The 22,930-nt window shown below is 47.0% G+C and carries 23 protein-coding genes and 1 pseudogene; 15 read left to right on the plus strand and 9 right to left on the minus strand.

Going from position 1 to position 22,930, the window contains the following annotated elements:
- Positions 1–4 precede the first annotated feature (4 nt).
- From CAG60_RS16525 to CAG60_RS12075, 3 genes are read right to left on the minus strand one after another with little or no spacing between them, the layout of a single operon-like run.
- Positions 5–973, minus strand: a complete 969-nt coding sequence (locus CAG60_RS16525) for a GGDEF domain-containing response regulator (protein ID WP_337247117.1) — start codon at positions 971–973, stop codon at positions 5–7.
- A gap of 12 nt (positions 974–985) precedes the next feature.
- A complete protein-coding gene (locus CAG60_RS16530; RefSeq protein ID WP_202598576.1) occupies positions 986–1,675 on the minus strand; it encodes an Hpt domain-containing protein in 690 nt (229 codons plus the stop codon).
- Positions 1,668–2,057 carry a response regulator gene (locus tag CAG60_RS12075; protein ID WP_154169677.1) on the minus strand — a complete coding sequence of 130 codons (390 nt, stop codon included), beginning with the start codon at positions 2,055–2,057 and terminating at the stop codon, positions 1,668–1,670. The genes CAG60_RS16530 and CAG60_RS12075 overlap by 8 nt, the downstream gene beginning before the upstream one ends.
- A gap of 350 nt (positions 2,058–2,407) precedes the next feature.
- Between CAG60_RS12075 and mioC the strand changes: the two genes are divergently transcribed.
- Positions 2,408–2,848, plus strand: coding sequence for an FMN-binding protein MioC (gene mioC, locus CAG60_RS12080; RefSeq protein WP_040905787.1), 441 nt, complete (start codon positions 2,408–2,410; stop codon positions 2,846–2,848).
- Between the two features lie 19 nt (positions 2,849–2,867).
- Here mioC and CAG60_RS12085 read toward each other — a convergent pair whose 3' ends face one another.
- The 4 genes from CAG60_RS12085 to CAG60_RS12100 are packed head-to-tail and all read right to left on the minus strand — an operon-like array spanning position 2,868 to position 6,173.
- Positions 2,868–3,440, minus strand: a complete 573-nt coding sequence (locus CAG60_RS12085; protein WP_161439021.1) for a DNA topoisomerase family protein — start codon at positions 3,438–3,440, stop codon at positions 2,868–2,870.
- Positions 3,441–3,446: 6 nt separating this feature from the next.
- Positions 3,447–3,923: a DUF494 family protein gene (locus tag CAG60_RS12090; protein ID WP_154169673.1), complete on the minus strand. Its 477-nt coding sequence runs from the start codon at positions 3,921–3,923 to the stop codon at positions 3,447–3,449.
- Entirely contained in the window at positions 3,920–5,050 is a 1,131-nt protein-coding gene (gene dprA / locus CAG60_RS12095) for a DNA-processing protein DprA (protein WP_161439022.1), read from the minus strand. The genes CAG60_RS12090 and dprA overlap by 4 nt, the downstream gene beginning before the upstream one ends.
- A 7-nt stretch (positions 5,051–5,057) precedes the next feature.
- Entirely contained in the window at positions 5,058–6,173 is a 1,116-nt protein-coding gene (locus CAG60_RS12100; RefSeq protein WP_161439035.1) for a LysM peptidoglycan-binding domain-containing protein, read from the minus strand.
- Between the two features lie 139 nt (positions 6,174–6,312).
- Between CAG60_RS12100 and def the strand changes: the two genes are divergently transcribed.
- From def to CAG60_RS12125, 5 genes are all read left to right on the plus strand, one after another.
- Complete coding sequence (gene def, locus CAG60_RS12105; RefSeq protein ID WP_004397567.1) at positions 6,313–6,825, plus strand: peptide deformylase; 513 nt, start codon at positions 6,313–6,315, stop codon at positions 6,823–6,825.
- An 18-nt stretch (positions 6,826–6,843) separates the two neighbouring features.
- Positions 6,844–7,791: a methionyl-tRNA formyltransferase gene (gene fmt, locus CAG60_RS12110; protein ID WP_161439023.1), complete on the plus strand. Its 948-nt coding sequence runs from the start codon at positions 6,844–6,846 to the stop codon at positions 7,789–7,791.
- 56 nt (positions 7,792–7,847) lie between these two features.
- Complete coding sequence (rsmB, locus tag CAG60_RS12115) at positions 7,848–9,128, plus strand: 16S rRNA (cytosine(967)-C(5))-methyltransferase RsmB (RefSeq protein ID WP_158137562.1); 1,281 nt, start codon at positions 7,848–7,850, stop codon at positions 9,126–9,128.
- Positions 9,129–9,223: 95 nt separating this feature from the next.
- Entirely contained in the window at positions 9,224–10,600 is a 1,377-nt protein-coding gene (gene trkA / locus CAG60_RS12120) for a Trk system potassium transporter TrkA (protein WP_004397573.1), read from the plus strand.
- A gap of 33 nt (positions 10,601–10,633) precedes the next feature.
- A complete protein-coding gene (locus tag CAG60_RS12125) occupies positions 10,634–12,079 on the plus strand; it encodes a TrkH family potassium uptake protein (protein ID WP_004397575.1) in 1,446 nt (481 codons plus the stop codon).
- 24 nt (positions 12,080–12,103) lie between these two features.
- Here CAG60_RS12125 and trhA read toward each other — a convergent pair whose 3' ends face one another.
- Positions 12,104–12,748: a PAQR family membrane homeostasis protein TrhA gene (gene trhA / locus CAG60_RS12130; RefSeq protein ID WP_040905819.1), complete on the minus strand. Its 645-nt coding sequence runs from the start codon at positions 12,746–12,748 to the stop codon at positions 12,104–12,106.
- A 282-nt stretch (positions 12,749–13,030) separates the two neighbouring features.
- On the opposite strand from trhA, the gene CAG60_RS16535 reads away from it, so the two are divergent.
- The 4 genes from CAG60_RS16535 to CAG60_RS12145 all read left to right on the plus strand — a co-directional run bounded on the left by CAG60_RS16535 (position 13,031) and on the right by CAG60_RS12145 (position 15,409).
- Positions 13,031–13,198, plus strand: coding sequence for a hypothetical protein (locus CAG60_RS16535; RefSeq protein ID WP_110168332.1), 168 nt, complete (start codon positions 13,031–13,033; stop codon positions 13,196–13,198).
- Positions 13,199–13,420: 222 nt separating this feature from the next.
- Positions 13,421–13,690 (plus strand): YihD family protein, encoded by a 270-nt coding sequence (locus CAG60_RS12135; RefSeq protein WP_004397581.1) that lies wholly within the window; start codon positions 13,421–13,423, stop codon positions 13,688–13,690.
- Between the two features lie 99 nt (positions 13,691–13,789).
- A complete protein-coding gene (locus CAG60_RS12140) occupies positions 13,790–14,776 on the plus strand; it encodes a serine/threonine protein kinase (RefSeq protein WP_161439036.1) in 987 nt (328 codons plus the stop codon).
- Between the two features lie 33 nt (positions 14,777–14,809).
- Complete coding sequence (locus CAG60_RS12145; protein WP_040905802.1) at positions 14,810–15,409, plus strand: thiol:disulfide interchange protein DsbA/DsbL; 600 nt, start codon at positions 14,810–14,812, stop codon at positions 15,407–15,409.
- Between the two features lie 144 nt (positions 15,410–15,553).
- Here CAG60_RS12145 and CAG60_RS12150 read toward each other — a convergent pair whose 3' ends face one another.
- Positions 15,554–17,077 carry a YifB family Mg chelatase-like AAA ATPase gene (locus CAG60_RS12150; RefSeq protein ID WP_158144523.1) on the minus strand — a complete coding sequence of 508 codons (1,524 nt, stop codon included), beginning with the start codon at positions 17,075–17,077 and terminating at the stop codon, positions 15,554–15,556.
- A 503-nt stretch (positions 17,078–17,580) separates the two neighbouring features.
- On the opposite strand from CAG60_RS12150, the gene ilvG reads away from it, so the two are divergent.
- From ilvG to CAG60_RS12175, 5 genes and pseudogenes are all read left to right on the plus strand, one after another.
- Positions 17,581–19,227, plus strand: a complete 1,647-nt coding sequence (gene ilvG / locus CAG60_RS12155) for an acetolactate synthase 2 catalytic subunit (protein ID WP_161439024.1) — start codon at positions 17,581–17,583, stop codon at positions 19,225–19,227.
- Entirely contained in the window at positions 19,227–19,511 is a 285-nt protein-coding gene (gene ilvM, locus CAG60_RS12160) for an acetolactate synthase 2 small subunit (protein ID WP_004397591.1), read from the plus strand. The genes ilvG and ilvM overlap by 1 nt, the downstream gene beginning before the upstream one ends.
- Before the next feature lie 12 nt (positions 19,512–19,523).
- Positions 19,524–20,477: a branched-chain-amino-acid transaminase gene (gene ilvE, locus CAG60_RS12165; RefSeq protein WP_161439025.1), complete on the plus strand. Its 954-nt coding sequence runs from the start codon at positions 19,524–19,526 to the stop codon at positions 20,475–20,477.
- Positions 20,477–22,318 (plus strand): dihydroxy-acid dehydratase, encoded by a 1,842-nt coding sequence (ilvD, locus tag CAG60_RS12170; protein ID WP_161439026.1) that lies wholly within the window; start codon positions 20,477–20,479, stop codon positions 22,316–22,318. Before ilvE ends, ilvD begins: the two co-directional genes overlap by 1 nt.
- A 3-nt stretch (positions 22,319–22,321) precedes the next feature.
- A pseudogene (locus CAG60_RS12175) lies at positions 22,322–22,930 on the plus strand (pyridoxal-phosphate dependent enzyme); the annotation flags it as partial.

Raw genomic sequence — 22,930 nt, forward strand, 5'->3', positions numbered from 1 at the left:
ATCCTTAATCATTCGAGATCGCCTCTGGCGTTGCCAAGCAAACTCGATTGCGCCCACGGTTTTTGGCCAGATATAGCGCTTGATCGGCACGGTTGAGCAGTGTTTCGGCGTCATCGTTAGGAAATTGCTGACTATCGACAATGCCTGCTGATATTGTGCAGGAAAATCGTTGCTGACCACCGCTAAATTGAATCGCTGAAAAATCTTGCCTTAAACCATTCACCATTTTTTCTGCCTGCTGAAGATCACAATGGAGAAGAATCAGCATAAACTCCTCACCACCGTAGCGACCGAGCTTATCTGTACGGCGAAAGCGTTGTTTTAATAAAGTTCCAGTCGTGGCAATAACCACATCACCGACCGAATGACCATAGGTATCGTTAACCCGTTTAAAGTGGTCAATATCAAGCATAACCACACAATAACCTTGCGCTTGCCTTTGAGATATAAGCCACTGATTATGTAAGGCTTCTTTAATGCTGGCGTGCTTTAATAGCTGAGTTAACCCATCTTGAGTTCGCGCTTGTTCTCGTTCACGAAGCTGTTGAACGCGTGCTCGACACAGTTTGATCAGTAGGGTGATGTCGATAGGTTTAGTCAATAATCCATCGGCGCCAGTGATTAACAGATCGGCTTCTGCTGTATTATCTGATTGGGGGGCGAGATAAATAATCGGTAGTTGACGCCATCGGTCGGATTGTCTTAATAAAGTCGCTATTTCTACTCCCGAGACATCAGGAAAGCTTAGGCTGATGAGTATTATTTCAGGATTAAATTCACTCATTGCTTCAAACAAGGTTTCTGGTCGATCGAGTGCCATCACTTCCATTCCCGCTTCGCTTAATGCGGTTTGGTAATCTTGTGCTAGGCCTTGGTTGTCTTCAATCAGTAGAACGCGTTCAGGAGCGGTTTGCTCGGTGTTAGTTAGTTCAATGATATAAGAAGAAAGCTTAATGATATCTAATGGTTTAATAAAATAGGCTTGTCAACCACTGCGCAGCGCACGCAAACGAGCGGTAAAGGTTTCCTCGACGCCCATAAATAGTCGTGGACAGGAAAAAGCGTTGAGATATTGCTGCCAAAAAGCGACCGGTTCGGACTTGAGTGCTTCTGTTTGTCCTGCGTTATGATCAATCAAAAGTAAATCTGGCGACTCAGAAGTGTGATGCTCAAGTTCATCAGCATCTTTTAAGTGCTTAACACGAAAGCCAAAGCTTTCTAGTTGCTGCATGGTATATTCGGCGAGGATGATATCGCGTTCAATTAACCACACCTTTGGTTTTTCGATTAGTGTCTCAGCGTTAGGTGTCGAAAAGCTCACCGCGGTTTTTGGTTCTGTATCTGAATCAACGATGATCGCTAGTTGTTTGACCCATTCGAGAACAGCTAAGGGGTGTCGGTCGGTACGTTTTTTTGCTAGCTCTTGTTGGACTTGTTGCTCAAATAATCGTGCTTGTCGACCCAGTTGATTGAAACCAAAGGTGCCAGCCGAGCCAGCTAGGGTATGTAATGTTGAATGCAACTGTTCAAGATAGGCCGTATCATCAGGTTTACTGGTTATCTGTTTGGCGAGAGATCGAAGCTGTTCCAGTTCGGAATCGAGGCGTTTTGAATAGGCAAGCTTTAAGGCTTCTAAGCGAGTAGTTAGCGAGCTCGGCGGTGATGAGTTACTCATTAAATAATGCCCAAATTTTGATGATATCGTCAGCCAGTGTCATTGGGTCGAAAGGTTTAGAAATGACCTCTATCGCGCCAAGCTGTTTATAACGTTCAATTTCCTCAGGGTGGACTTTCGCGGTCATAAATACAATAGCAATGGATTGATTGACATCTCCCTGCTGGATCAGCCTCTGTAGTGTTTCTGGCCCATCCATATCGGGCATCATGACATCTAATAGCAGCATTTGTGGCGCAAAGTCGCTAATGTCTCGTAAAGCTTGTGCGCCTGAATCACAAGCTTTTACCGTCAGACCTCCAACATCGACCAGCGCAATGGTGGCAATTTCGCGGATATCTGGATCGTCTTCGACATACAAAATACGTTCGAGTTGTTGCAAAAAGAGTCTCCTCACGGTTTAGCCAATGCTTTAATGGCATCCGCTTATTTTTATTGGTTTCGATGAGTCGATGAACGATTTATTTCTCATTGTTCTAACTTATGATCTCTGCGCGTTTATTCTCATCATGACTTTGTTAGGTTTTGGCTACAGAGTGCTTCATTTTACGTGTAATATAATTATCTTAGACGGCTATGTCGCTCGTTTCCAATCTCAAGAAACGATTTGTTGGCTTTCTTGAGCGATTGACGTCACGTTGCTGTATTAAGGCAGTTCGTCAACAGATATAGGCGAGAAGTTCATCACGCTAGCTGCGTCATTTTTTTATATCAGTTAATCGAGTAATGCACATGATTCATATTATTACCGGAAGTACCTTGGGTGGGGCTGAGTACGTAGGCGATCACATTAGTGACGTATTGCAGCAAGCGGGGCTTGATACTCAGATTCATAACCAGCCCGTATTGGCGGATATTCCAGCGCAAGGTACATGGCTTATTGTGACCTCAACTCATGGTGCTGGAGATTATCCTGATAATATTCAGCCTTTTATTAATGATCTTCAGCAAACGCCACCGAATACTCAGCAGTTGTCTTACGCGGTGGTTGCGATTGGTGATTCAAGTTATGACACCTTTTGTGCGGCGGGAAAACACGCTGATGATTTATTGGAAGACATTGGCGCAACACCGATTGCAGATTGCTTAACGATTGATATTCAGCACCATCCTGTACCTGAAGATGCAGTTGAAGAGTGGTTAAGTGAATTTATTCAGCGTGTGGCGAAGTAACCTGAACCTGTAAAGTAAGTTAGTCGGCGGATTGAACGTGCGCGCATTTACGATTTGCGCATAAGTGTTTAGTGCCGTTGGCAAATTTTTTCTCTACCAGTAATGGGAATCCACAAACTTGGCATTGTCCTGCTAATGGTGGCTGATTGACGGCAAATTTGCATTTTGGGAAGGCATCACAGGCATAAAAGGCTTTGCCAAACCGAGATTGACGTTCGATTAGATGGCCTTGGCGACATTCTGGACAAACCAAGTGACTCGTATGGTTTTCTTTTGGTGTGTTTGCGGTTGGTGACTCGATATGGTGACAGATTGGATAGTTACTGCAACCGATAAACATGCCGTAGCGTCCTTGGCGTAGCACCAGTTCATGTTGACATTCTGGGCAAGCGACACCGAGTGGTTTGACAATGTGTCCATCGTTGTGATGCAAGGGTTTGATATAGTCACACTGGGGGTAGTGCTCACAGCCTAAGAATGGGCCAAGTTTAGCGCGGCGAAGCTGTAGGGCTCCGCCACACTTGGGACATGGTTGATGGTTAAGGGCTTGTTCATGAGCCGAAAATAGCGATGGATCGATCGAATTGCTCATAGTTGCTTAATGTAAAATACCTTGTTCTTTGCTGTACAGTAGCTCTTCCATCAAGGTGTAGGCATTTTCATTGCCGGGAACATTAAACAGCACCATTAAAATGATCCATTTTAGGTCATCGAGTTCGAATTCGTTGGTTTCTAAGCCCATGACTCGATCAATAACCATTTCTCTGGTATCAGAGGTTAATACTTTTATTTGCTCTAAAAACAGTAAGAATCCACGTGCTTCAATGTCCAAACGTTCCATTTCTTGGGCGGTAAACATTCGCATCGACGTGGTTGCGCTGGTGGCGATGGCAGAGTGAGTATCCGTTTGTTGCAACGCTGCCAGCTCTTCAAGCCAATGTAGTGCTTTGTAAATATCTGGTTGATGAAAGCCTGCTCTTAACAATTCATCTTCGAGCTCGTCTTGATCCACCTGCAATTCAGCATCGCTATGGATATACGTCTCAAATAGATACATCAAAATATCCATCATCATAGCTTGCCTCTCCCCTTACGAATATAGCCACCGGAAACGGCAACAACATGGCCTAAAAGCTCTAACTCTAGTAGCTGCATCATGACTTCTTGCACGGGGATATGGGTCCGTTGTGCCAGAATATCAACTGGTGTCGCTTCTACTCCTACGTTAGCTAACAGCTCGGGAAATGGCAATTGTTCTTCATTATTTGGGTAACAAAAAAGTTCACCTTGTGTGCTAGAGGGTGAATCTTTGCACCAATTGAGCAGGTTTTCTACTTCTGCCAAAATATCCTCAACAGTCTGTACGAGACAGGCACCTTGACGGATCAACTGATTACTGCCTTGGCTATTGGTACTCGTGATCGGGCCGGGAATCACAAAAACGTCTCGTCCTTGTTCTATTGCATAGCGGGCGGTGATTAATGAGCCACTTTTTTCAGCGGCTTCTACAACCAACACCCCAAGAGATAAGCCACTGATAATGCGATTGCGTCGTGGAAAGTGTTCGGCACGCGGTGGCGTATTAGGACGAAACTCAGAAATTAATGTGCCATTATCTTTGATCCGCTCCGCAAGCGTTTTATGCCGTGTGGGATAAATACAATTCAGTCCAGAGCCTAATACTGCCAGGGTTGCTCCCCCAGCTTTCAGCGCTCCATCATGCGCATAACCATCAATGCCTAAAGCCAGTCCACTGGTGATCACTATATTGTGCGCGGCTAATTCACCAGCAAATTGTTGAGCGATATGTTGATTATCAATCGTCGCATTACGACTGCCGACAATAGCGATTTGAGGTTGTTTTAACCAGTGCCGTTGTCCTTCAACAAACAGTACTTTGGGGGGCGAGGGAATTTCACGTAATAACGGAGGATAATTGACCTCATCATAGAGAGGGATGATATGACGCTGTGTGGCTTGTTGCTGCCAGATTAAACACTGTTCAATGTCCTTCTTACTTTGGTTAAGCAGATAATCCACTTGTTGAGCGGTTAATCCCAGAGCCAGCCATTGTTGGGCGGTGTAACCCGCAAGGTTAGTCAATGCATCACGACTCAGTAATCGGCTTAAGTTTTTTTGGGTTAACTTAGGCGTAAAACTGAGTGCGAGCCAGATGGTTAAATCGTGTTGGTCGGTTGGCATCACTGTGCTATGGGTGAAGTGAGCTGAACGTCGATGTCGCGCTATCCGATACCTCGGGAGGTAGGATCACTATCTGATTATCAATCGCGGCTTGGCTACTGGTGATCAGCGCTAGACTCATGGTGGGATAAGGACGAATGACCATGAGAGTACCGACTTTTTTCGCTGGTAACGTAATGACTTGGCTGGCGCGCTGTGCTTTGTCGGTATATTGCTCCCCCTTTTGGTAAACCGTTTGGCCGGCTTGATAAAGTTCAAACATGCTGCCTTGTTCTAGGCCCTCTTCTCGCCCATGGTCGATAACCACCACATGGTGCTTCGCTGCGTATTGACTGCCTTCCAACGTGCCGAGTAGCCTAGGGCGCGCATCATGTGGTGCTGGGCGAGGGAAAAAAGTTGTACTTAATGGTAATGATTCCAAGCTGATTTCTGGCAAAGCGATATCGTTTGCACGGATCTCTTGATTGAGCTCATCAATGGCTAAGGTTGTCATTGAGGGGGTACTTTCAACCAGATGTGCGGTCGCCAAGCGACGTAGAGCTCGCATAGAGTGGTTGGCACGTTGAAACTCGTTCATGGGACGATAGATACCCCAATGTTGCGCCTCATGTTGACCTTCAAGGTATAGCGCATCCGGTTGACTCAGGTATTGCTTGCCTTGATTTGAGCCAAGAATGCGTAACTGGTCGTTTAACTCTTGGGAGAGAATCAGTCTATCAGCCAGTAAATAAGGCAGCAGTAACGCTTCTTCGACCGTTGTGAGGGGCGGTTTTTTGAGTACTCGTGCTTGTGGGCTGAGTTTGATCATCGGTTTAAGGCTTAATGTCGGTTGACCGTCGCGCCAGATTAACGTCAGTTGATCGCCAGGATAAATTAAATGCGGATTACTTATCTCAGGATTTGCTTGCCACAGACGTGGCCATAACCAAGGGCTATCTAAATACAGGGCAGAAATCCCCCACAGTGTATCGCCTTTAACTACCGTATAAGTCCGTGGTGCTGAGTCTTTGATGCTTAACGGAGCAGGAGAGGCTAATGCATTGATGGATAAGCAGAGAGCGGCTAAACCTAGTGCGCTAAACCGTAGCCACAGAGAGCGATATCGAGTCATTAATACGGTCATCACCTGACTTCCTTGCTGGATGAATGAGAAAAGGTTTGTGAGAAATATGGCAGGATGCTGTCATTTAGGTCATAAAATGTCTAGAATTGACCCAACCAGCGTTAAGCTGTTTCGGCACAGTTCAATTTTTCGAGTGTATATGTCTGTATTACAAGTATTAACATTCCCTGATGATCGTCTTCGCACCGTTGCCAAGCCGGTTGAAAAGGTCACGCCAGAGATCCAAAAAATCGTTGATGACATGCTAGAAACCATGTACGACGAAGAGGGTATCGGGCTTGCTGCGACTCAAGTCGATATTCATCAACGTATTGTGGTGATTGATGTTTCGGATAGCCGAGATCAACCCATGGTGCTAATTAACCCGCAAATTATTGAAAAGCGCGGTGAAGATGGTATCGAAGAAGGTTGCTTATCGGTGCCTGGATCGCGAGCTTTAGTGCCTCGTGCTGCTGAGGTGACTGTAAAAGCGCTTAATCGCGATGGCGAAGAGTATACCTTTGAGGCTGATGATTTATTGGCTATCTGCGTTCAGCATGAGCTGGACCACTTAGAAGGTAAGCTATTTGTTGATTACTTATCGCCATTAAAGCGTAAGCGTATCAAAGAGAAGTTAGAAAAGATTAAGCGTTTCAACGAGAAACGAAATTAATGCAATAGAGAGGTCAGCGTGAACCAATCATTACGTATTGTGTTTGCAGGAACTCCGGATTTCGCCGCCCGTCACTTGGCGGCGTTGTTGTCTTCGGAGCATGAGGTTATCGCGGTGTATACTCAGCCCGATCGACCTGCCGGACGCGGTAAAAAACTCACCGCCAGCCCAGTTAAACAGATGGCGCTTGAGCAAAATATCCCTGTGTATCAGCCAGAGAATTTCAAAAGCGACGAAGCAAAACAGACCTTGGCTGATCTTAATGCCGATGTGATGGTAGTGGTGGCTTACGGTTTGTTATTACCGAAAGCTGTACTCGATATCCCTAAATTGGGTTGTATCAATGTTCATGGCTCAATTTTACCTCGCTGGCGTGGCGCAGCGCCGATTCAGCGCTCGATTTGGGCCGGTGACAGTGAAACTGGCGTCACCATCATGCAGATGGATGTTGGTTTAGATACCGGTGATATGCTGAGTATCGTTCGCTTACCGATAGAAGCCAGTGATACCAGCGCTTCAATGTATGACAAATTAGCTGAGCTTGGCCCACAGGCTTTGGTTGCTTGCCTTGATAAATTAGCTTTAGGCCAACTTAGCCCAGAAAAGCAAGATGATGCTTTGGCAAATTACGCCCAGAAGCTGAGTAAAGAAGAAGCGAAAATCGATTGGACACAAGAGGCGGCGTTTATTGAACGTTGCGTGCGAGCCTTTAACCCTTGGCCGATCAGCCATTTTGATGTCGCTGATAACACGATTAAAGTCTGGCAAAGTCGTGTCGACGAGCGCGAGTCTACTCATGCCCCCGGTACCATTATTCAAGCGGATAAATCGGGCATTTATGTGGCGACAGGTCGTGGTGTGTTAGTGCTAGAGCAGATCCAAGTGCCGGGTAAAAAAGCCATGCCAGTACAGGATATTCTTAATGCTCGCGCCAGTTGGTTTGCGGTGGGCACCCAACTTAGCTAAACCTTTACGAGGGCAGAGATGCCCTAATTGATTTTCTTTTTAATGTGGTATTACTCATGAATGTTCGCGCAGCTGCGGCCAATGTTTTATTCCAAGTGGTCGATAAAGGCCACTCTCTGTCACACGCTTTGCCTGCGGCGCAAAAAACCATCCGTCCCCGCGATCATGCTTTATTACAAGAAATTTGCTACGGGGCATTACGTTATTTACCCCGTTTAGAGTCGATAGCCGGCCAGTTAATGGATAATCCATTAAAAGGTAAAAAGCGCGTCTTTCATCATCTGATCTTAGTCGGTCTGTATCAGTTGAGCTTTATGCGCATTCCTTCCCATGCCGCAGTGGCGGAAACGGTGGAAGCCACCAAAACTTTGCGTGGTCCAAGTTTAAGTGGTCTGATCAATGCCGTACTGCGCAGCTATTTACGCGATCAAGAAGCCCTTGATGCTTTTGCTGTTAGCCATAATGCAGGATTATATGCGCACCCAAGTTGGTTATTGAAACTGCTGCAAGAGGCTTATCCTCAGCAATGGCAAACCATCATTGAAGCCAACAATAGTAAAGCACCGATGTGGCTGCGGGTTAATCGCCAGCATCATAGCCGTGAAGCATACCTTGCGCTGCTTGATAATGAGCAGATCGAATACACCGTACATCCACAGGCGGCAGACGCGATTAAGCTCGCGAGTCCGTGTGATGTTACTTTATTGCCCGGTTTTGATCGTGGTTGGGTGTCAGTGCAAGATGCCGCTGCTCAGTTAGCGGTAGATTATTTACAACCGCAAGATGGTGAGCTGATTTTAGATTGCTGCGCGGCACCGGGCGGAAAAACAGCGCATATTTTAGAGCATACTCAAGATACTGAAGTAGTGGCGATCGACAGCGATGCGGCACGTTTGGAGCGAGTCTACGATAATTTAGAACGTCTGCAACTGCGCGCGGATGTGATTTGCGGCGATGCACGCTACCCAGAAGAGTGGTGGCAAGGTGAGCAGTTTGATCGTATCTTGCTGGATGCGCCTTGTTCGGCAACGGGAGTGATTCGTCGTCATCCGGATATTAAATGGTTACGCCGCGCCAGTGATATTGAGGCTTTAGCTGAGCTACAGAGTGAAATTCTCGATGCGATGTGGAAGCAACTTAAAATCGGCGGGACGTTAGTGTATGCAACTTGCTCAATTACTCCGCAAGAAAACAGCCAGCAAATCAAAGCTTTCTTGGCGCGAACGCCTAAGGCACAGCTGATCGACTCTGATCCCGAGCAGCCGGGCAGACAAATTTTGCCTGGTGAGCAGGACATGGACGGCTTCTACTATGCGGTGTTGCGCAAGCAAGCCTAGTCATAGATAGACGATCATGGTTGTTGAGCGTTGATTAAAACCATCAGAGTTCAAAATATCATCCGTTGGATTACGTGAAGACAAGAGAGTAGGGTATGAAAATCATCATTCTTGGTGCAGGGCAGGTCGGTGGCACGCTAGCAGAAAACTTGGTCGGCGAAAATAATGATATTACCGTTGTTGACCGTAATCCCGAACGGTTGCGTGAATTACAAGATAAATACGATTTGCGAGTGATTAATGGCCATGCTAGCCATCCGAGTGTGCTACGTGAAGCGGGTGCACAAGATGCCGATATGTTAGTGGCCGTGACCAATACAGATGAAACGAATATGGCTGCCTGCCAAGTCGCGTTTACTTTATTTAACACCCCAAATCGAGTGGCGCGGATTCGTTCTCCTGAGTACTTGTTAGAAAAAGAGGCACTGTTTCAATCGGGCGCGGTGCCCGTTGATCATCTGATCGCTCCAGAAGAGCTGGTAACCAGTTATATTGAGCGTTTAGTTCAGTATCCCGGTGCGTTGCAGGTAGTCAGTTTTGCCGAAGAAAAAGTCAGCTTAGTGGCAGTGAAAGCCTATTATGGTGGCCCGTTAGTGGGCAATGCATTATCGGCATTACGCGAGCATATGCCACATATTGATACTCGTGTGGCGGCGATTTTTAGACAAGGTAGACCGATTCGACCGCAAGGTACGACGATCATTGAAGCTGACGATGAAGTTTTTTTCGTCGCTGCGAGCAACCACATTCGTGCAGTCATGAGTGAGCTACAACGGTTAGAAAAACCGTATCGACGGATCATGATTGTTGGTGGCGGTAATATTGGCGCGAGTCTAGCCAAACGTTTAGAACATACCTATAGCGTGAAACTTATCGAGCGTAATTATCAACGGGCGGAGCAACTGTCTGAAGAGCTCGAAAACACGATTGTATTTTGTGGCGATGCGGCGGATCAAGAGCTATTATCCGAAGAAAATATCGATCAAGTCGATGTGTTTATTGCCCTAACCAACGAAGATGAAACCAATATTATGTCCGCTATGCTAGCAAAACGCATGGGCGCGAAAAAAGTCATGGTGTTGATTCAGCGTGGCGCTTACGTCGATTTAGTGCAAGGTGGGGTAATTGATGTGGCGATCTCGCCTCAACAAGCGACCATCTCGGCGTTATTGACCCATGTGCGTCGTGCTGACATTGTCAACGTCTCTTCGTTACGGCGCGGCGCAGCAGAAGCGATTGAAGCGATTGCTCACGGTGATGAAACTACTTCTAAAGTGGTCGGACGCACGGTGGGAGAAATACGCTTGCCACCGGGAACGACCATTGGAGCGATTGTCCGTGGTGAAGAAGTGCTGATTGCCCATGATCGCACCGTGATTGAACAAGATGATCACGTGGTGATGTTCTTGGTCGATAAAAAATACGTGCCTGACGTGGAAAGCTTATTCCAGCCAAGCCCCTTCTTTTTATAACTATTCTTTCTGTAACTATAGGTATTTGGCGTTATGTTGAATATACGCCCGATTTTATTCGTGGTAGGGCTGGTACTGTCAAAGCTAGCGCTATTTATGTATGTCCCGACATTGGTGGCCTTTTTTACTGGCACCGAAGGGTTTATCGATTTTGCGCAAGCGCTAGTGATCACCCATCTTGCGTCGTTTGCTTGTTTGAGTATAGGCCGCTCCGCTGTATTTCGTCTGAATGCCCGAGATATGTTTTTGATCACCAGCTTGGTTTGGACGATTGCCAGTGCCTTTGCGGCATTACCGTTTGTGTTCATCAACCACATCAGCTTTACCGACGCTTATTTTGAAACCATGTCAGGTCTCACTACCACGGGTTCTACGGTGCTCAGTGGCTTGGATTCTATGGCCCCGAGCATTCTACTCTGGCGCTCCATTTTACAATGGCTAGGCGGCGTCGGTTTTATCGTCATGGCGGTAGCAGTATTGCCAATGCTTAACGTTGGCGGGATGCGTCTGTTCCAGACTGAATCATCCGATTGGTCTGATAAAAGTAGCCCCCGCGCTAAAACGGTAGCGAAAAATATTGTCGGGGTTTACTTGGTGCTAACCGGACTGTGTATCCTCAGCTACTTATTGACGGGCATGGGATGGTTTGATGCTATTAATCATGCGTTCACGACTTTATCGACCGGTGGTTACTCAACCTCTGATGGCTCAATGAACCATTTTTCTCATGGGGCTCACTGGGTCGCGATCGTGTTTATGTTTTTGGGTGGGTTGCCTTTCCTATTATTTATTGCCGCCCTTCGTAAGCGTAGCCTACAAACGGTCATTCAAGATGCCCAAGTACGCGGCTTTTTCCTGTTATTTATGATCACCAGTTTAGTGATTGCGTTATGGCTAACCATACATAATGGCTACTCGTTATTAGATGCACTGCGCGTGGCGATGTTCAATATTGTCTCGGTAGTGACCACCACAGGATTTGGACTGGATGATTTTACGGCGTGGGGGGCCTTCCCTGCGACGTTATTCGCTTTTTTGATGGTCTCAGGGGCGTGCTCGGGATCCACCTCTGGGGGGATAAAAGTCTTTCGTTTTCAAATCGGCTTTGCCTTGCTCAATAAACAAATGCTGAAACTGGTTCATCCGTCGGGTGTGTTTGTACAGCGCTATAATCAACGGCCGGTTAACGAAGATATTGTGCGTTCCGTCGTCGCCTTTGGTTTGGCATTTTTTATTACCATTATTTTGCTTGCTGGTGCGTTATCGGCGATGGGGTTGGATGCCGTAACCAGTATTTCTGGAGCGATCACGGCCGTCGCGAATGTGGGTCCAGGTATGGGCAATGTGATTGGCCCAAGTGGCAATTTTGCCCCGTTACCCGATGCGGCGAAGTGGCTGCTCAGTATTGGTATGCTGATGGGGCGATTGGAAATATTGACGATTTTAGTGCTATTTTTTCCCGCTTTTTGGCGACGGTAGAGGAGTCTATCCTTCGCTGTGTGTTTATGATGCTGGCACATAAAAATAAATCGCTAAAAAGTGGCAAGCGCAGCCGACCAAAACAAACACATGCCAAATCGCATGATGGTAAGGGATGCGCTTAGCAACATAAAAAATAACGCCCAATGAATAAATCAACCCGCCTAATGCCAACAGCAATAAGCCCCCTAAAGGTAAATTAGCGGTTAGTTGATAAATCACGATCAACGATAACCAGCCCATGCTCAAATAGCTAAACAGCGAAAAGCGTTTAAAGCGCTGCATGAACGCGATTTTCATGATGATCCCCGCCAGCGCAATCGACCAAATGATCACCATTAAACCTATCGCTAAAGGCGTACGTAAGCTGACCAATAAAAAAGGTGTATAACTGCCAGCGATCAACAGATAAATCGCGCAGTGGTCAAAAACTTTCAACCCCTGTTTGATTTTTTGATCAGAAACCGCATGGTACAAGGTAGAGGCAAGAAACAGCACAATCATGCTACTACCATACAGAGCCATACTGGTAATGGTTAGCGGATCGGCCTCATAAGCCAGTGCCTTATTGAGCAATAGAATCAAACCAATAATCCCCATCAATAGGCCAATCGCGTGGCTGATGGTGTTGGCGATCTCTTCTTTATAAGGATAAGTATCTGTTGCCATGGTCTCTTTACCCATTAATGTATTTATTATTCGATTATCGCACATTAAGCGTACACGTGTAAGTTGGTTTTTTGTTAGTAAAAATGTTGGTTAACTATCGATCAATGGTTGAGTTGGTGCTAATCTATTATTGATATGCAAACATATCGTCATCCCTAAATAATTATTTGGATTGGCACTGCCAGAATGAGCCACTTTTTAGCCATCATTGGATAAAGATTAACTCATAATTATTTAGGCTATACCATTGGCAATGGATATGCCTGACCGTTAGGTAAGTTAATGCGCCCAACAGCTGTCAGGTTTTCGCACACTAACCGTAGTGCAATGCGCCGTCGTAGTGGTTTTACTACTGCATTGGTTGCAAAAAAAATCGCGTCTGCACCGACTCTTGTCGAACAACGTGCGTTTATCGCATCGAATGAAACAAAAGTGGTCCAGGCCGCTTAAGTTAAAAAGCGCAGCTTATTTTCTGCGCTTTTTTTTGTCTGTTGCTCTCCCTTTTTTTGTCGCTCGCCACGGTTTTTTTCATCGATGGCATCATGGCTACTGACCTTGCGCCGATGGTGCTATCTCTCCGATTAACTCGCTTACCCTTCCCCTTTGGATTGTTTGCCAGAAGGCAATTTGCTACCTTTAGTGAAAAACCATCATAACCATATGGAGACGAGCATGAAATGCCATCGTGTTGAAGAGTTATTAGCCTTATTAGAGCCAGAATGGCACAAGCAGTCTGAGTTGAATTTGGTCCAGTTTATTGGATTATTAGCTCAAGAGGCTGGTTACCAAGGTAATCTGAGTGAGTTAACCGATGATGTACTGATTTATCATTTGAAAATGCGTAATAGCAGTAAAGATGAAGTGATCCCAGGCCTTAAAAAAGACTACGAAGATGATTTTAAAACGGCGATCCTACGTGCGCGTGGTATCTTGCCTGAATAAACGAAGGATTAGCGAACGATGCCTTGGTTCTTCCTGGGTATAAGCTGATTGACACGATCTCACTATGGCAAGGGGCTCAGTAATGATCTCCTTTATGCAATGACGCAAGCGACTTTTCATTTCGATGCACTGACACCGGATTTAATTTGGTACGCACTAGAAAGCATCGGCGTGCGTGCTGAATCAGGTTTTTTAGCCCTCAATAGCTATGAAAACCGAGTCTATCAATTTACTGACGAAGAGAGTCGACGTTTTGTCGTTAAGTTCTATCGACCACAACGTTGGACGGAGCAGCAAATCCAAGAGGAGCACGATTTCGCTTTAGAACTCGCCGCGGCAGAAATCCCATTAGCGCCCCCTTTAGTGATCAATGGCAACAGCTTACATTACTATCAAGGTTACTATTTTGCGCTGTTTACTAGCATGGGAGGACGCCAGTTTGAAGTGGATAATCCGCAGCAGCTAGAGTGGGTGGGGTGTTTTTTAGGGCGAATCCATAAAATAGGGGGCAGTAAAACCTTTATTCATCGCCCGAGCTTAGGTTTAGAAGAGTATTTATATCAACCGAAACGGGTCTTAGAACAAGCTTCGTTTATTCCATCACATTTACAAAATGCTTTTTTTAATGATCTCAATTTGTTAATAGAGCGTATCGAACAATATTGGCAACCCACACAGAGCCCTATTCGCCTGCATGGTGATTGCCATCCCGGCAATATTTTATGGCGAGATGGGCCAATGTTTGTCGATTTAGATGACGCGCGTAATGGACCTGCGGTGCAAGATTTATGGATGCTGCTCAGTGGCGATCGGCAGGATAAGCTTGTTCAGTTGGATATTTTGCTGGAAGGTTATCAAGAGTTTTGTGATTTTAATCCCCAGCAATTGAAACTTATTGAGCCATTGCGCGGTCTACGCATGGTGCATTATATGGCCTGGTTGGCTAAACGCTGGCATGATCCGGCGTTTCCACTCGCTTTCCCATGGTTCAATGATCCAAAATATTGGGAAGGTCAAGTGCTTGCGTTTAAAGAGCAGTTATCTGCCTTAGAAGAACCTTCTCTATCACTGATGCCAAATTGGTAACTTGCCTCATCAAAGGAATAATGGAGTTTAATCATGAAAAAGCTGTTTGCACTGGTTGCAACCCTAATCTTAAGCCTTTCGGCTCATGCCGCTCAGTTTAAAGAGGGAGTGCACTACAAAGTGCTTGATTTACCCAAGGCTAGCCAGCCTAGTGTCAGCGAATACTTTTCGTTTTACTGCCCGCATTGCTACTCGTTTGAGCCGATCATTAAACAGCTTAAAGAGCAGTTGCCAGCAGAGGTCCGATTACAAAAAAATCACGTCTCCTTCATGGGCGGTAATATGGGCAAATCAATGAGTAAAGCGTACGCGACGATGCTGGCTTTAAACGTTGAAGAGCAAATGTTACCAGTGATGTTTAATCGTATTCATAATCAACGTAAAGCACCGAAAAACGATCAAGAGTTACGTCAAATATTCACCGATGAAGGTATCGACGGAGCAAAGTTTGATGCTGCGTTCAATGGTTTTGCGGTCGATTCGATGGTGCGTCGTTTTGATAAACAGTTCCAAGATAGCGGTTTAACTGGCGTACCTGCGGTGGTGGTGAACAACCGTTACCTAGTGCAAGCTCAGGGTATCAAAACCGTTGATGAGTATTTTGAGCTAGTGAACTATTTGTTAACACAGTAATTATTTATTAACGCAATAGTTTTTCAGGCATCTCACATAGTTGTTGGTCAAGCGAATCATGCATTGCTGAAGAGCCATGCATGATTTTTTTATACACAACCCAACGGTGTCATTTAGCCATATTTTCCGATTATTGAGTCATGGTCAAACAGCCTGCGCAACCAATTGTTTGAGTAGCCTATCCATTGCTCGATAGCCGAGCGCTTCCGCCAGATGTGACCGCTGAATATCGGCTACGCCTTCTAAATCTGCGATAGTCCGTGCCACTTTAATGATCCGGTGATAAGCGCGGACGGATAAGCCTAAGCGATGCAATGCCGCTTCTAAGAACTCTGCATCCGAGCGAGCTAATGGGCAAAAAATATCAATCTCACGACTTTGCAGCAGCCCGTTAACCTTACCACTGCGCGCCAGCATTCGCTGGCGCGCGATCTGTACTCGTTGCCGTACCACCTCCGTTGTTTCTCCTCGATCACCGCCTTGAGATAATGTCCCTTTTGGTAGCGCAGGAATTTCAATCGACATATCAAATCGGTCTAGTAAAGGGCCAGAAAGTCGACTTAAATAGCGCAGGATCACTTGCGGGTTAACCCTTGCTTGGTTGCCCTCATAATAGCCAGTAGGGCTAGGATTGAGTGCGCCCACCAGTTGAAAGCGTGCCGGAAAGCGAGTTTTACCTTGGGCGCGTGAAATAATAATCTCTCCTGATTCAAGGGGCTCGCGGAGTGAATCAAGCACTTTTCGTTCAAATTCAGGCATTTCGTCGAGAAACAATAGGCCGTTATGGGCTAATGAGATTTCTCCTGGCCGTGGAATCGTACCGCCGCCAACTAAGGCTGCCATCGAGCTTGAGTGGTGTGGTGACCGAAAAGGACGACGTTTCCAGTTGTATTGATTGATCTCCTGCTGGGTCAGCGAGGCGACAGAGGCGGTTTCCATCGCTTCCTCTTCGCTCATTTCTGGTAGTAAATCACACAGCCGTGATGCGAGCATGGTTTTCCCGGTCCCCGGAGGGCCAAGAAATAGCAAGTTATGATTCCCTGCTGCGGCAATTTCCAGTGCTCGTTTTCCTTGTTGTTGACCAATAATATCTTGTAGATCTCGAGAGTGATCGGGTGGTTGTACAATCGGTTCGCTTTGAAAGAGCGTTAAGTTTTTTTGACCACATAAATCCGCGCAAACTTCTAACAGGTTTTGTGCGGATTTATGGTTGCTTTCACCGACTAACGCCGCTTGATCGCCGTTATCTTGCGGTACGACCAAACTGCGTTGAGCATGATTCGCTGCCAATGCCGCGGGCAAAACCCCCTTAACGCGCCTGATTTCTCCCGACAATGCCAGCTCACCAATAAACTCATAAGCGGCTAAATGAGTGTGAGGTATTTGTTCAGACGCAGCTAAAATCCCCAGAGCGATGGGTAAATCAAACCGGCCTCCCTCCTTGGGGAGATCGGCAGGTGCTAAGTTAACGGTAATTCGTTTAGCGGGAAACTCGAAGCGTGAGTTAATGATCGCACTGCGCACTCGGTCTTTGGATTCTTTCACCGTGGTTTCGGGGAGGCCGACTAAGGTGAAGCCGGGCATGCCGTTACTGATGTGTACTTCGACAGTGACTTCTGGTGCTTGGACGCCAATACTGGCTCGGCTATGAATAATCGCAAGGCCCATTTTTTCCCTTTATCGTTAGGTTGACTTCTACTGGCAATGTGCCTGAAAAACGTGCGAAGAATCAGCGTTCTGAGGATAAAAATGGTGATATTTCGATAGAAGACGCACAAATAAGCTTAAGAGAGTGTGAAAAAATAATCAGTTTTTGCTTGTCATGTAACAGATATGTGTGTTACCACTAGAACTGCAAACAATTACGTACTCAGTACGGCAACATATAGAACGATTATTATGAATTTTAACGCTCGCATTAACGCACTAATTAACCTGCTGATCGTGGTCATTATTATGACGGCGCGGGGGCTTGTGGGCGCAAAATAACACACAAATTTAAAAAGACCCCCGCACTGAGAAGTTCGGGGGTTTTTTTTCAACTATCTAACGACATCGTGCAATCTGATCGGTGATTATCCAACCAGATATGGACAGGAAGAATGGGAGCGGCACATGAAGTGCAAACACAACAATGTTAACGGCGCAACGCGCGCTTTAGGAGGGGTACAATGACGGGAGCACAACTTGTCGTTGCCGCCTTACAGCAACAGGGCATCAAAACCGTTTTTGGTTACCCTGGTGGTGCCATCATGCCTATTTATGATGCGCTGTATGATGGCGGAGTGGAGCATATCCTTTGTCGCCACGAGCAAGGGGCGGCGATGGCGGCGATTGGTATGGCTCGCTCAACCCAAAGCGTGGCGGTCTGTATGGCAACCTCGGGACCTGGAGCGACCAATTTAGTCACTGGCCTTGCGGATGCATTTCTGGATTCGGTTCCTCTAGTAGCGATCACAGGTCAAGTAGCAAGCTCACACATAGGTACCGACGCTTTCCAAGAGATGGATGTGATAGGGATGTCGCTCTCTTGTACCAAGCACAGCTATCTGGTGACCGATATTGGTGAATTGGCTGCGACACTGGCTGAAGCGTTTGAGGTGGCGAAAACCGGTCGTCCAGGTCCGGTTATCGTTGATATCGCGAAAGATGTTCAGTTAGCCCAAGCGCCAAGTTCAGAGTTTCCTGTGTTCACACCACCAGCGATGCCGGAAGCTTGCCCTGAGCAATTGCAAGCAGCGCAGCAGCTATTGTCGGCCAGTCAGCGTCCAGTGTTGTATGTGGGTGGTGGCGTGCAATTGGCGAAAGCCACAGCAACAGTGCGTGAGTTCTTGCGTTTAAATCCTATGCCTTCAGTGAGTACCTTAAAAGGGCTCGGTACGATAGAACGGCATGACCCGCATTATCTGGGTATGTTGGGTATGCATGGTACCAAAGCCGCCAACTTAGTTGTTCAAGAGAGTGATTTATTGATTGTGGTTGGCGCGCGTTTTGATGACCGAGTCACCGGCAAGCTAGATACTTTTGCACCGCATGCGAAAGTCATTCATATCGATATTGATGCCGCTGAATTTAATAAATTGCGCCGAGCCAATGCGGCTTTGCGTGGCGATATTAATCGCATTCTTCCACAACTGGAGTTAAACCATGATATTTCATCATGGGCTGATTACAGTGAAAGTTTACGCTGCGATTTTACTTGGCGTTATGACCATCCCGGCGAGATGATTTTTGCGCCACTGCTACTGAAGCAACTCTCCGATATGATGCCTGATAGTGCGATGGTTTCCACCGATGTCGGTCAGCATCAAATGTGGGCAGCGCAGCATATTCAGCCCCGAGCGCCACAAAACTTCATTACTTCGGCTGGCCTTGGCACGATGGGTTTTGGACTACCCGCGTCAATGGGCGCAGCGGTGGCTCGTCCAGACGACCAATCTATTCTGATCTCTGGTGATGGCTCTTTCATGATGAATGTTCAGGAGCTCGGCACGCTCAAGCGGCGTCAAATCCCAGTGAAAATGGTGTTACTCGATAACCAACGTTTAGGCATGGTCCGTCAATGGCAATCGCTGTTTTTTGATGGTCGTCATAGTGAAACGATTTTGGATGACAACCCAGACTTCGTGATGCTGGCCCAAGCCTTCGGTATCCCAGGTAAGACCATCACCAAAAAAGAGCAAGTGGAACCAGCATTGCAAGAGATGCTGGCCAGTAAAACCGCTTACTTATTGCATGTTTTGATCGATGAAGAAGAAAATGTTTGGCCGTTGGTACCACCCGGCGCCTCAAATAGTGATATGTTGGAGAACACCTAATGGAAAGATATTTATTAGACATCAAAGCCGATGATAAACCGGTCCTATTAGAGCGTGTTCTGCGGGTGGTGCGTCATCGCGGCTTTACTATCAGACAAGTGGCGGCAACCCAAAACCATATTAGTCAGGTCGCCAGTGTTGAAATTATTGTCGATAGCGATCGGCCGATCAGCACTTTGGTTAACCAAATTGAAAAATTATGGGATATTCGTAGTGTCGACGTTACCCCTTTAAACCTCGACGAACTCCCTAATAACAATTTACAACAAAAGATTTGTGCATAAGGAAGGCAAGCAATGGCAACAAAAACAGCAGATTACATTTGGTTTAACGGTGAAATGGTGCCATGGGCAAACGCTAATGTTCATGTCCTGACCCATGCAATGCATTACGGTACCTCGGTATTTGAAGGCGTGCGTTGCTATAACACACCAAAAGGCCCAATCGTTTTCCGTCATCGCGAGCATGCTCAGCGTCTGAAAGATTCGGCAAAAATTTATCGCTTTCCAATTCCCTATACGATTGACGAAATCATGGAAGCAACGCGCGAAACCTTGCGGATTAATAAGCTTGATTCGGCTTACATTCGCCCGTTGGGTTTTGTGGGCAATGTCGGACTTGGCGTTTGTCCACCTGTGAATACCGAGATGGAATTGATCATCGCAGCTTTCCCTTGGGGTGCTTATTTAGGCGATGAAGCACTAGAAAATGGCGTTGATGCGATGGTTTCTAGTTGGCATCGCGCTGCGCCGAATACCATTCCAACCGCTGCTAAAGCGGGTGGTAACTACTTATCCTCCCTGCTTGTTGGCGGTGAAGCGCGTCGTCATGGCTATGCCGAAGGTATTGCCTTAAGCGTGGATGGCTATTTATCTGAAGGTGCAGGCGAAAATATCTTTGTGATCAAAAATGGCGTACTGCTGACTCCGCCAACGACCAGCTCCATTCTGCCTGGCATTACCCGCGATTCGATCATGACCCTTGCCAAAGACATGGGCTACGAAGTGCGTGAAGTGAATATTGCCCGTGAGGCGCTGTATTTGGCGGATGAAATTTTCATGACCGGAACGGCAGCGGAAATTGTCCCAGTACGCAGTGTCGATCAAATTACGGTAGGTGAAGGTAAACGCGGACCAATCACTAAAGTGATGCAAGAGGCGTACTTTGGCTTATTCAACGGTACCACAGAAGATAAATGGGGTTGGTTGGATTATGTGTACTCAGAGAAGCAGTCAGGGGATAACCGATAATGCCAAAGTATCGTTCAGCAACCACTACTCATGGTCGTAATATGGCGGGCGCTCGCGCATTATGGCGTGCGACCGGAGTTAAAGAAGAAGATTTTGGAAAGCCGATCATTGCGGTGGTCAACTCGTTTACCCAGTTTGTACCGGGCCATGTGCATCTTAAAGACATGGGGCAATTGGTGGCAGGTGAAATTGAAAAAGCCGGCGGTATCGCCAAAGAATTTAATACCATCGCGGTGGATGATGGTATCGCCATGGGTCATGGCGGCATGTTGTATTCACTGCCATCACGCGAGCTGATTGCAGACTCTGTCGAGTACATGGTTAATGCGCACTGTGCTGATGCCATGGTCTGTATCTCGAACTGTGACAAAATAACCCCAGGAATGATGATGGCGGCGCTGCGCTTAAATATTCCGGTGATTTTTGTCTCTGGCGGCCCGATGGAAGCGGGCAAAACCAAATTGTCCGATCAAATTATCAAGCTTGATTTGGTCGATGCGATGATTCAAGGGGCAGACCCGACCGTCTCTGATGAGCAAAGCCAGCAAATTGAGCGCTCGGCTTGTCCAACTTGCGGCTCTTGTTCGGGCATGTTTACCGCTAACTCCATGAACTGTTTAACCGAAGCATTAGGGCTTTCACAGCCTGGTAATGGTTCGATGCTGGCGACTCATGCCGATCGCGAAGCGTTATTTATCAATGCGGGCAAGCGGATTGTCGAACTGACCAAGCGTTACTACGAGCAAGACGATCACTCGGCGTTGCCACGTAATATTGCTAATAAAGCGGCGTTTGAAAATGCCATGGCGCTGGATATTGCCATGGGCGGTTCTACCAATACGGTTTTACACCTCTTAGCGGCGGCGCAAGAGGGTGAGATTGATTTTGATATGACGGATATTGACCGCATGTCACGCCAAGTGCCGCATCTCTGTAAAGTGGCACCGTCGACCCAGAAATATCACATGGAAGATGTCCATCGCGCCGGAGGCGTCATGGCAATTTTAGGCGAGTTAGATCGCGCAGGATTGATCAATAATCAAACCCATACTGTGTTGGGGATGACCTTGCAGCAGCAATTAGCGCAATACGACATCATGCAAACTGACGATCAAGCGGTGCTCGACTTTTTCCGTGCTGGTCCTGCTGGTATTCGTACCACCAAAGCATTTTCACAATCTTGTCGCTGGGATCGATTAGACGATGATCGCACCTCAGGCTGCATTCGCAGTAAAGCCCACGCCTTTAGTCAAGATGGTGGTTTGGCGGTGCTTCGTGGCAACATTGCCCTTGACGGTTGTATTGTGAAAACCGCGGGTGTCGATGAAGACAATCTCACTTTCACGGGACCGGCGATTGTGTTTGAAAGCCAAGATACCGCTGTAGAAGGTATTTTAGGTGGCCAAGTTAAAGCTGGTGATGTGGTAGTGATTCGCTACGAAGGTCCGAAAGGTGGCCCAGGCATGCAAGAGATGCTTTATCCAACCACCTATCTTAAATCGATGGGGCTTGGTAAGGCTTGTGCGTTATTGACCGATGGCCGCTTTTCCGGTGGTACTTCTGGCTTGTCGATTGGCCATGTCTCTCCTGAAGCCGCTAATGGTGGCACGATTGGTTTGGTCAATACCGGTGATATGATTGCGATTGATATTCCGAATCGTTCGATTAGCTTGCAGGTTTCAGAAGCGGAGCTGGCTGAACGCCGAGCTGAGCAAGATAAGCGTGGCTGGAAGCCCGTGAATCGCCAGCGTGAAGTCTCTTTAGCTCTCAAGGCTTACGCGAGTATGGCGACCAGTGCCGATAAAGGCGCGGTGCGAGATAAATCGAAACTCGAGGGCTAGCGGATGAGTGCCAGTAAGCAAACGGGCGCGGAGTATTTACGGCAAATTTTGCGTGCACCGGTCTATGATGTGGCGTTAGTGACGCCACTACAAGCAATGCCGCGCCTATCGGCGCGTATTCAAAACCGTGTGCAGTTAAAACGAGAAGACCGTCAGCCCGTGCACTCATTTAAATTGCGCGGTGCTTATAATATGGTATCGAGCTTATCCGATGCGCAAAAACACGCTGGGGTAATTGCTGCCTCCGCGGGTAATCATGCGCAGGGTATGGCGTTATCTGGGACTAAATTAGGCATTAAAACCACGATCGTGATGCCCAAAACCACCCCAGATATTAAAGTCGAAGCCGTTCGTGGCTTTGGTGGCGTGGTGATTTTGCATGGCAATAACTTTGATGAAGCGAAAGCAGAAGCGGAACGATTAGCCGCTCAGCATGGCTATACTTTTGTGCCGCCTTTTGATCACCCATTGGTGATTGCAGGTCAAGGAACGATTGGTATGGAGATGCTGCAGCAAAATGGTCATCTCGATTATATTTTTCTGCCGGTGGGTGGGGGTGGGTTAGCCGCAGGAGTGGCGGTACTCATCAAGCAGTTGATGCCTGATATTTAA

The organism is Vibrio sp. V33_P6A3T137 (assembly GCF_009904835.1).
Taxonomy (GTDB): Bacteria; Pseudomonadota; Gammaproteobacteria; order Enterobacterales; family Vibrionaceae; genus Vibrio; species Vibrio metschnikovii.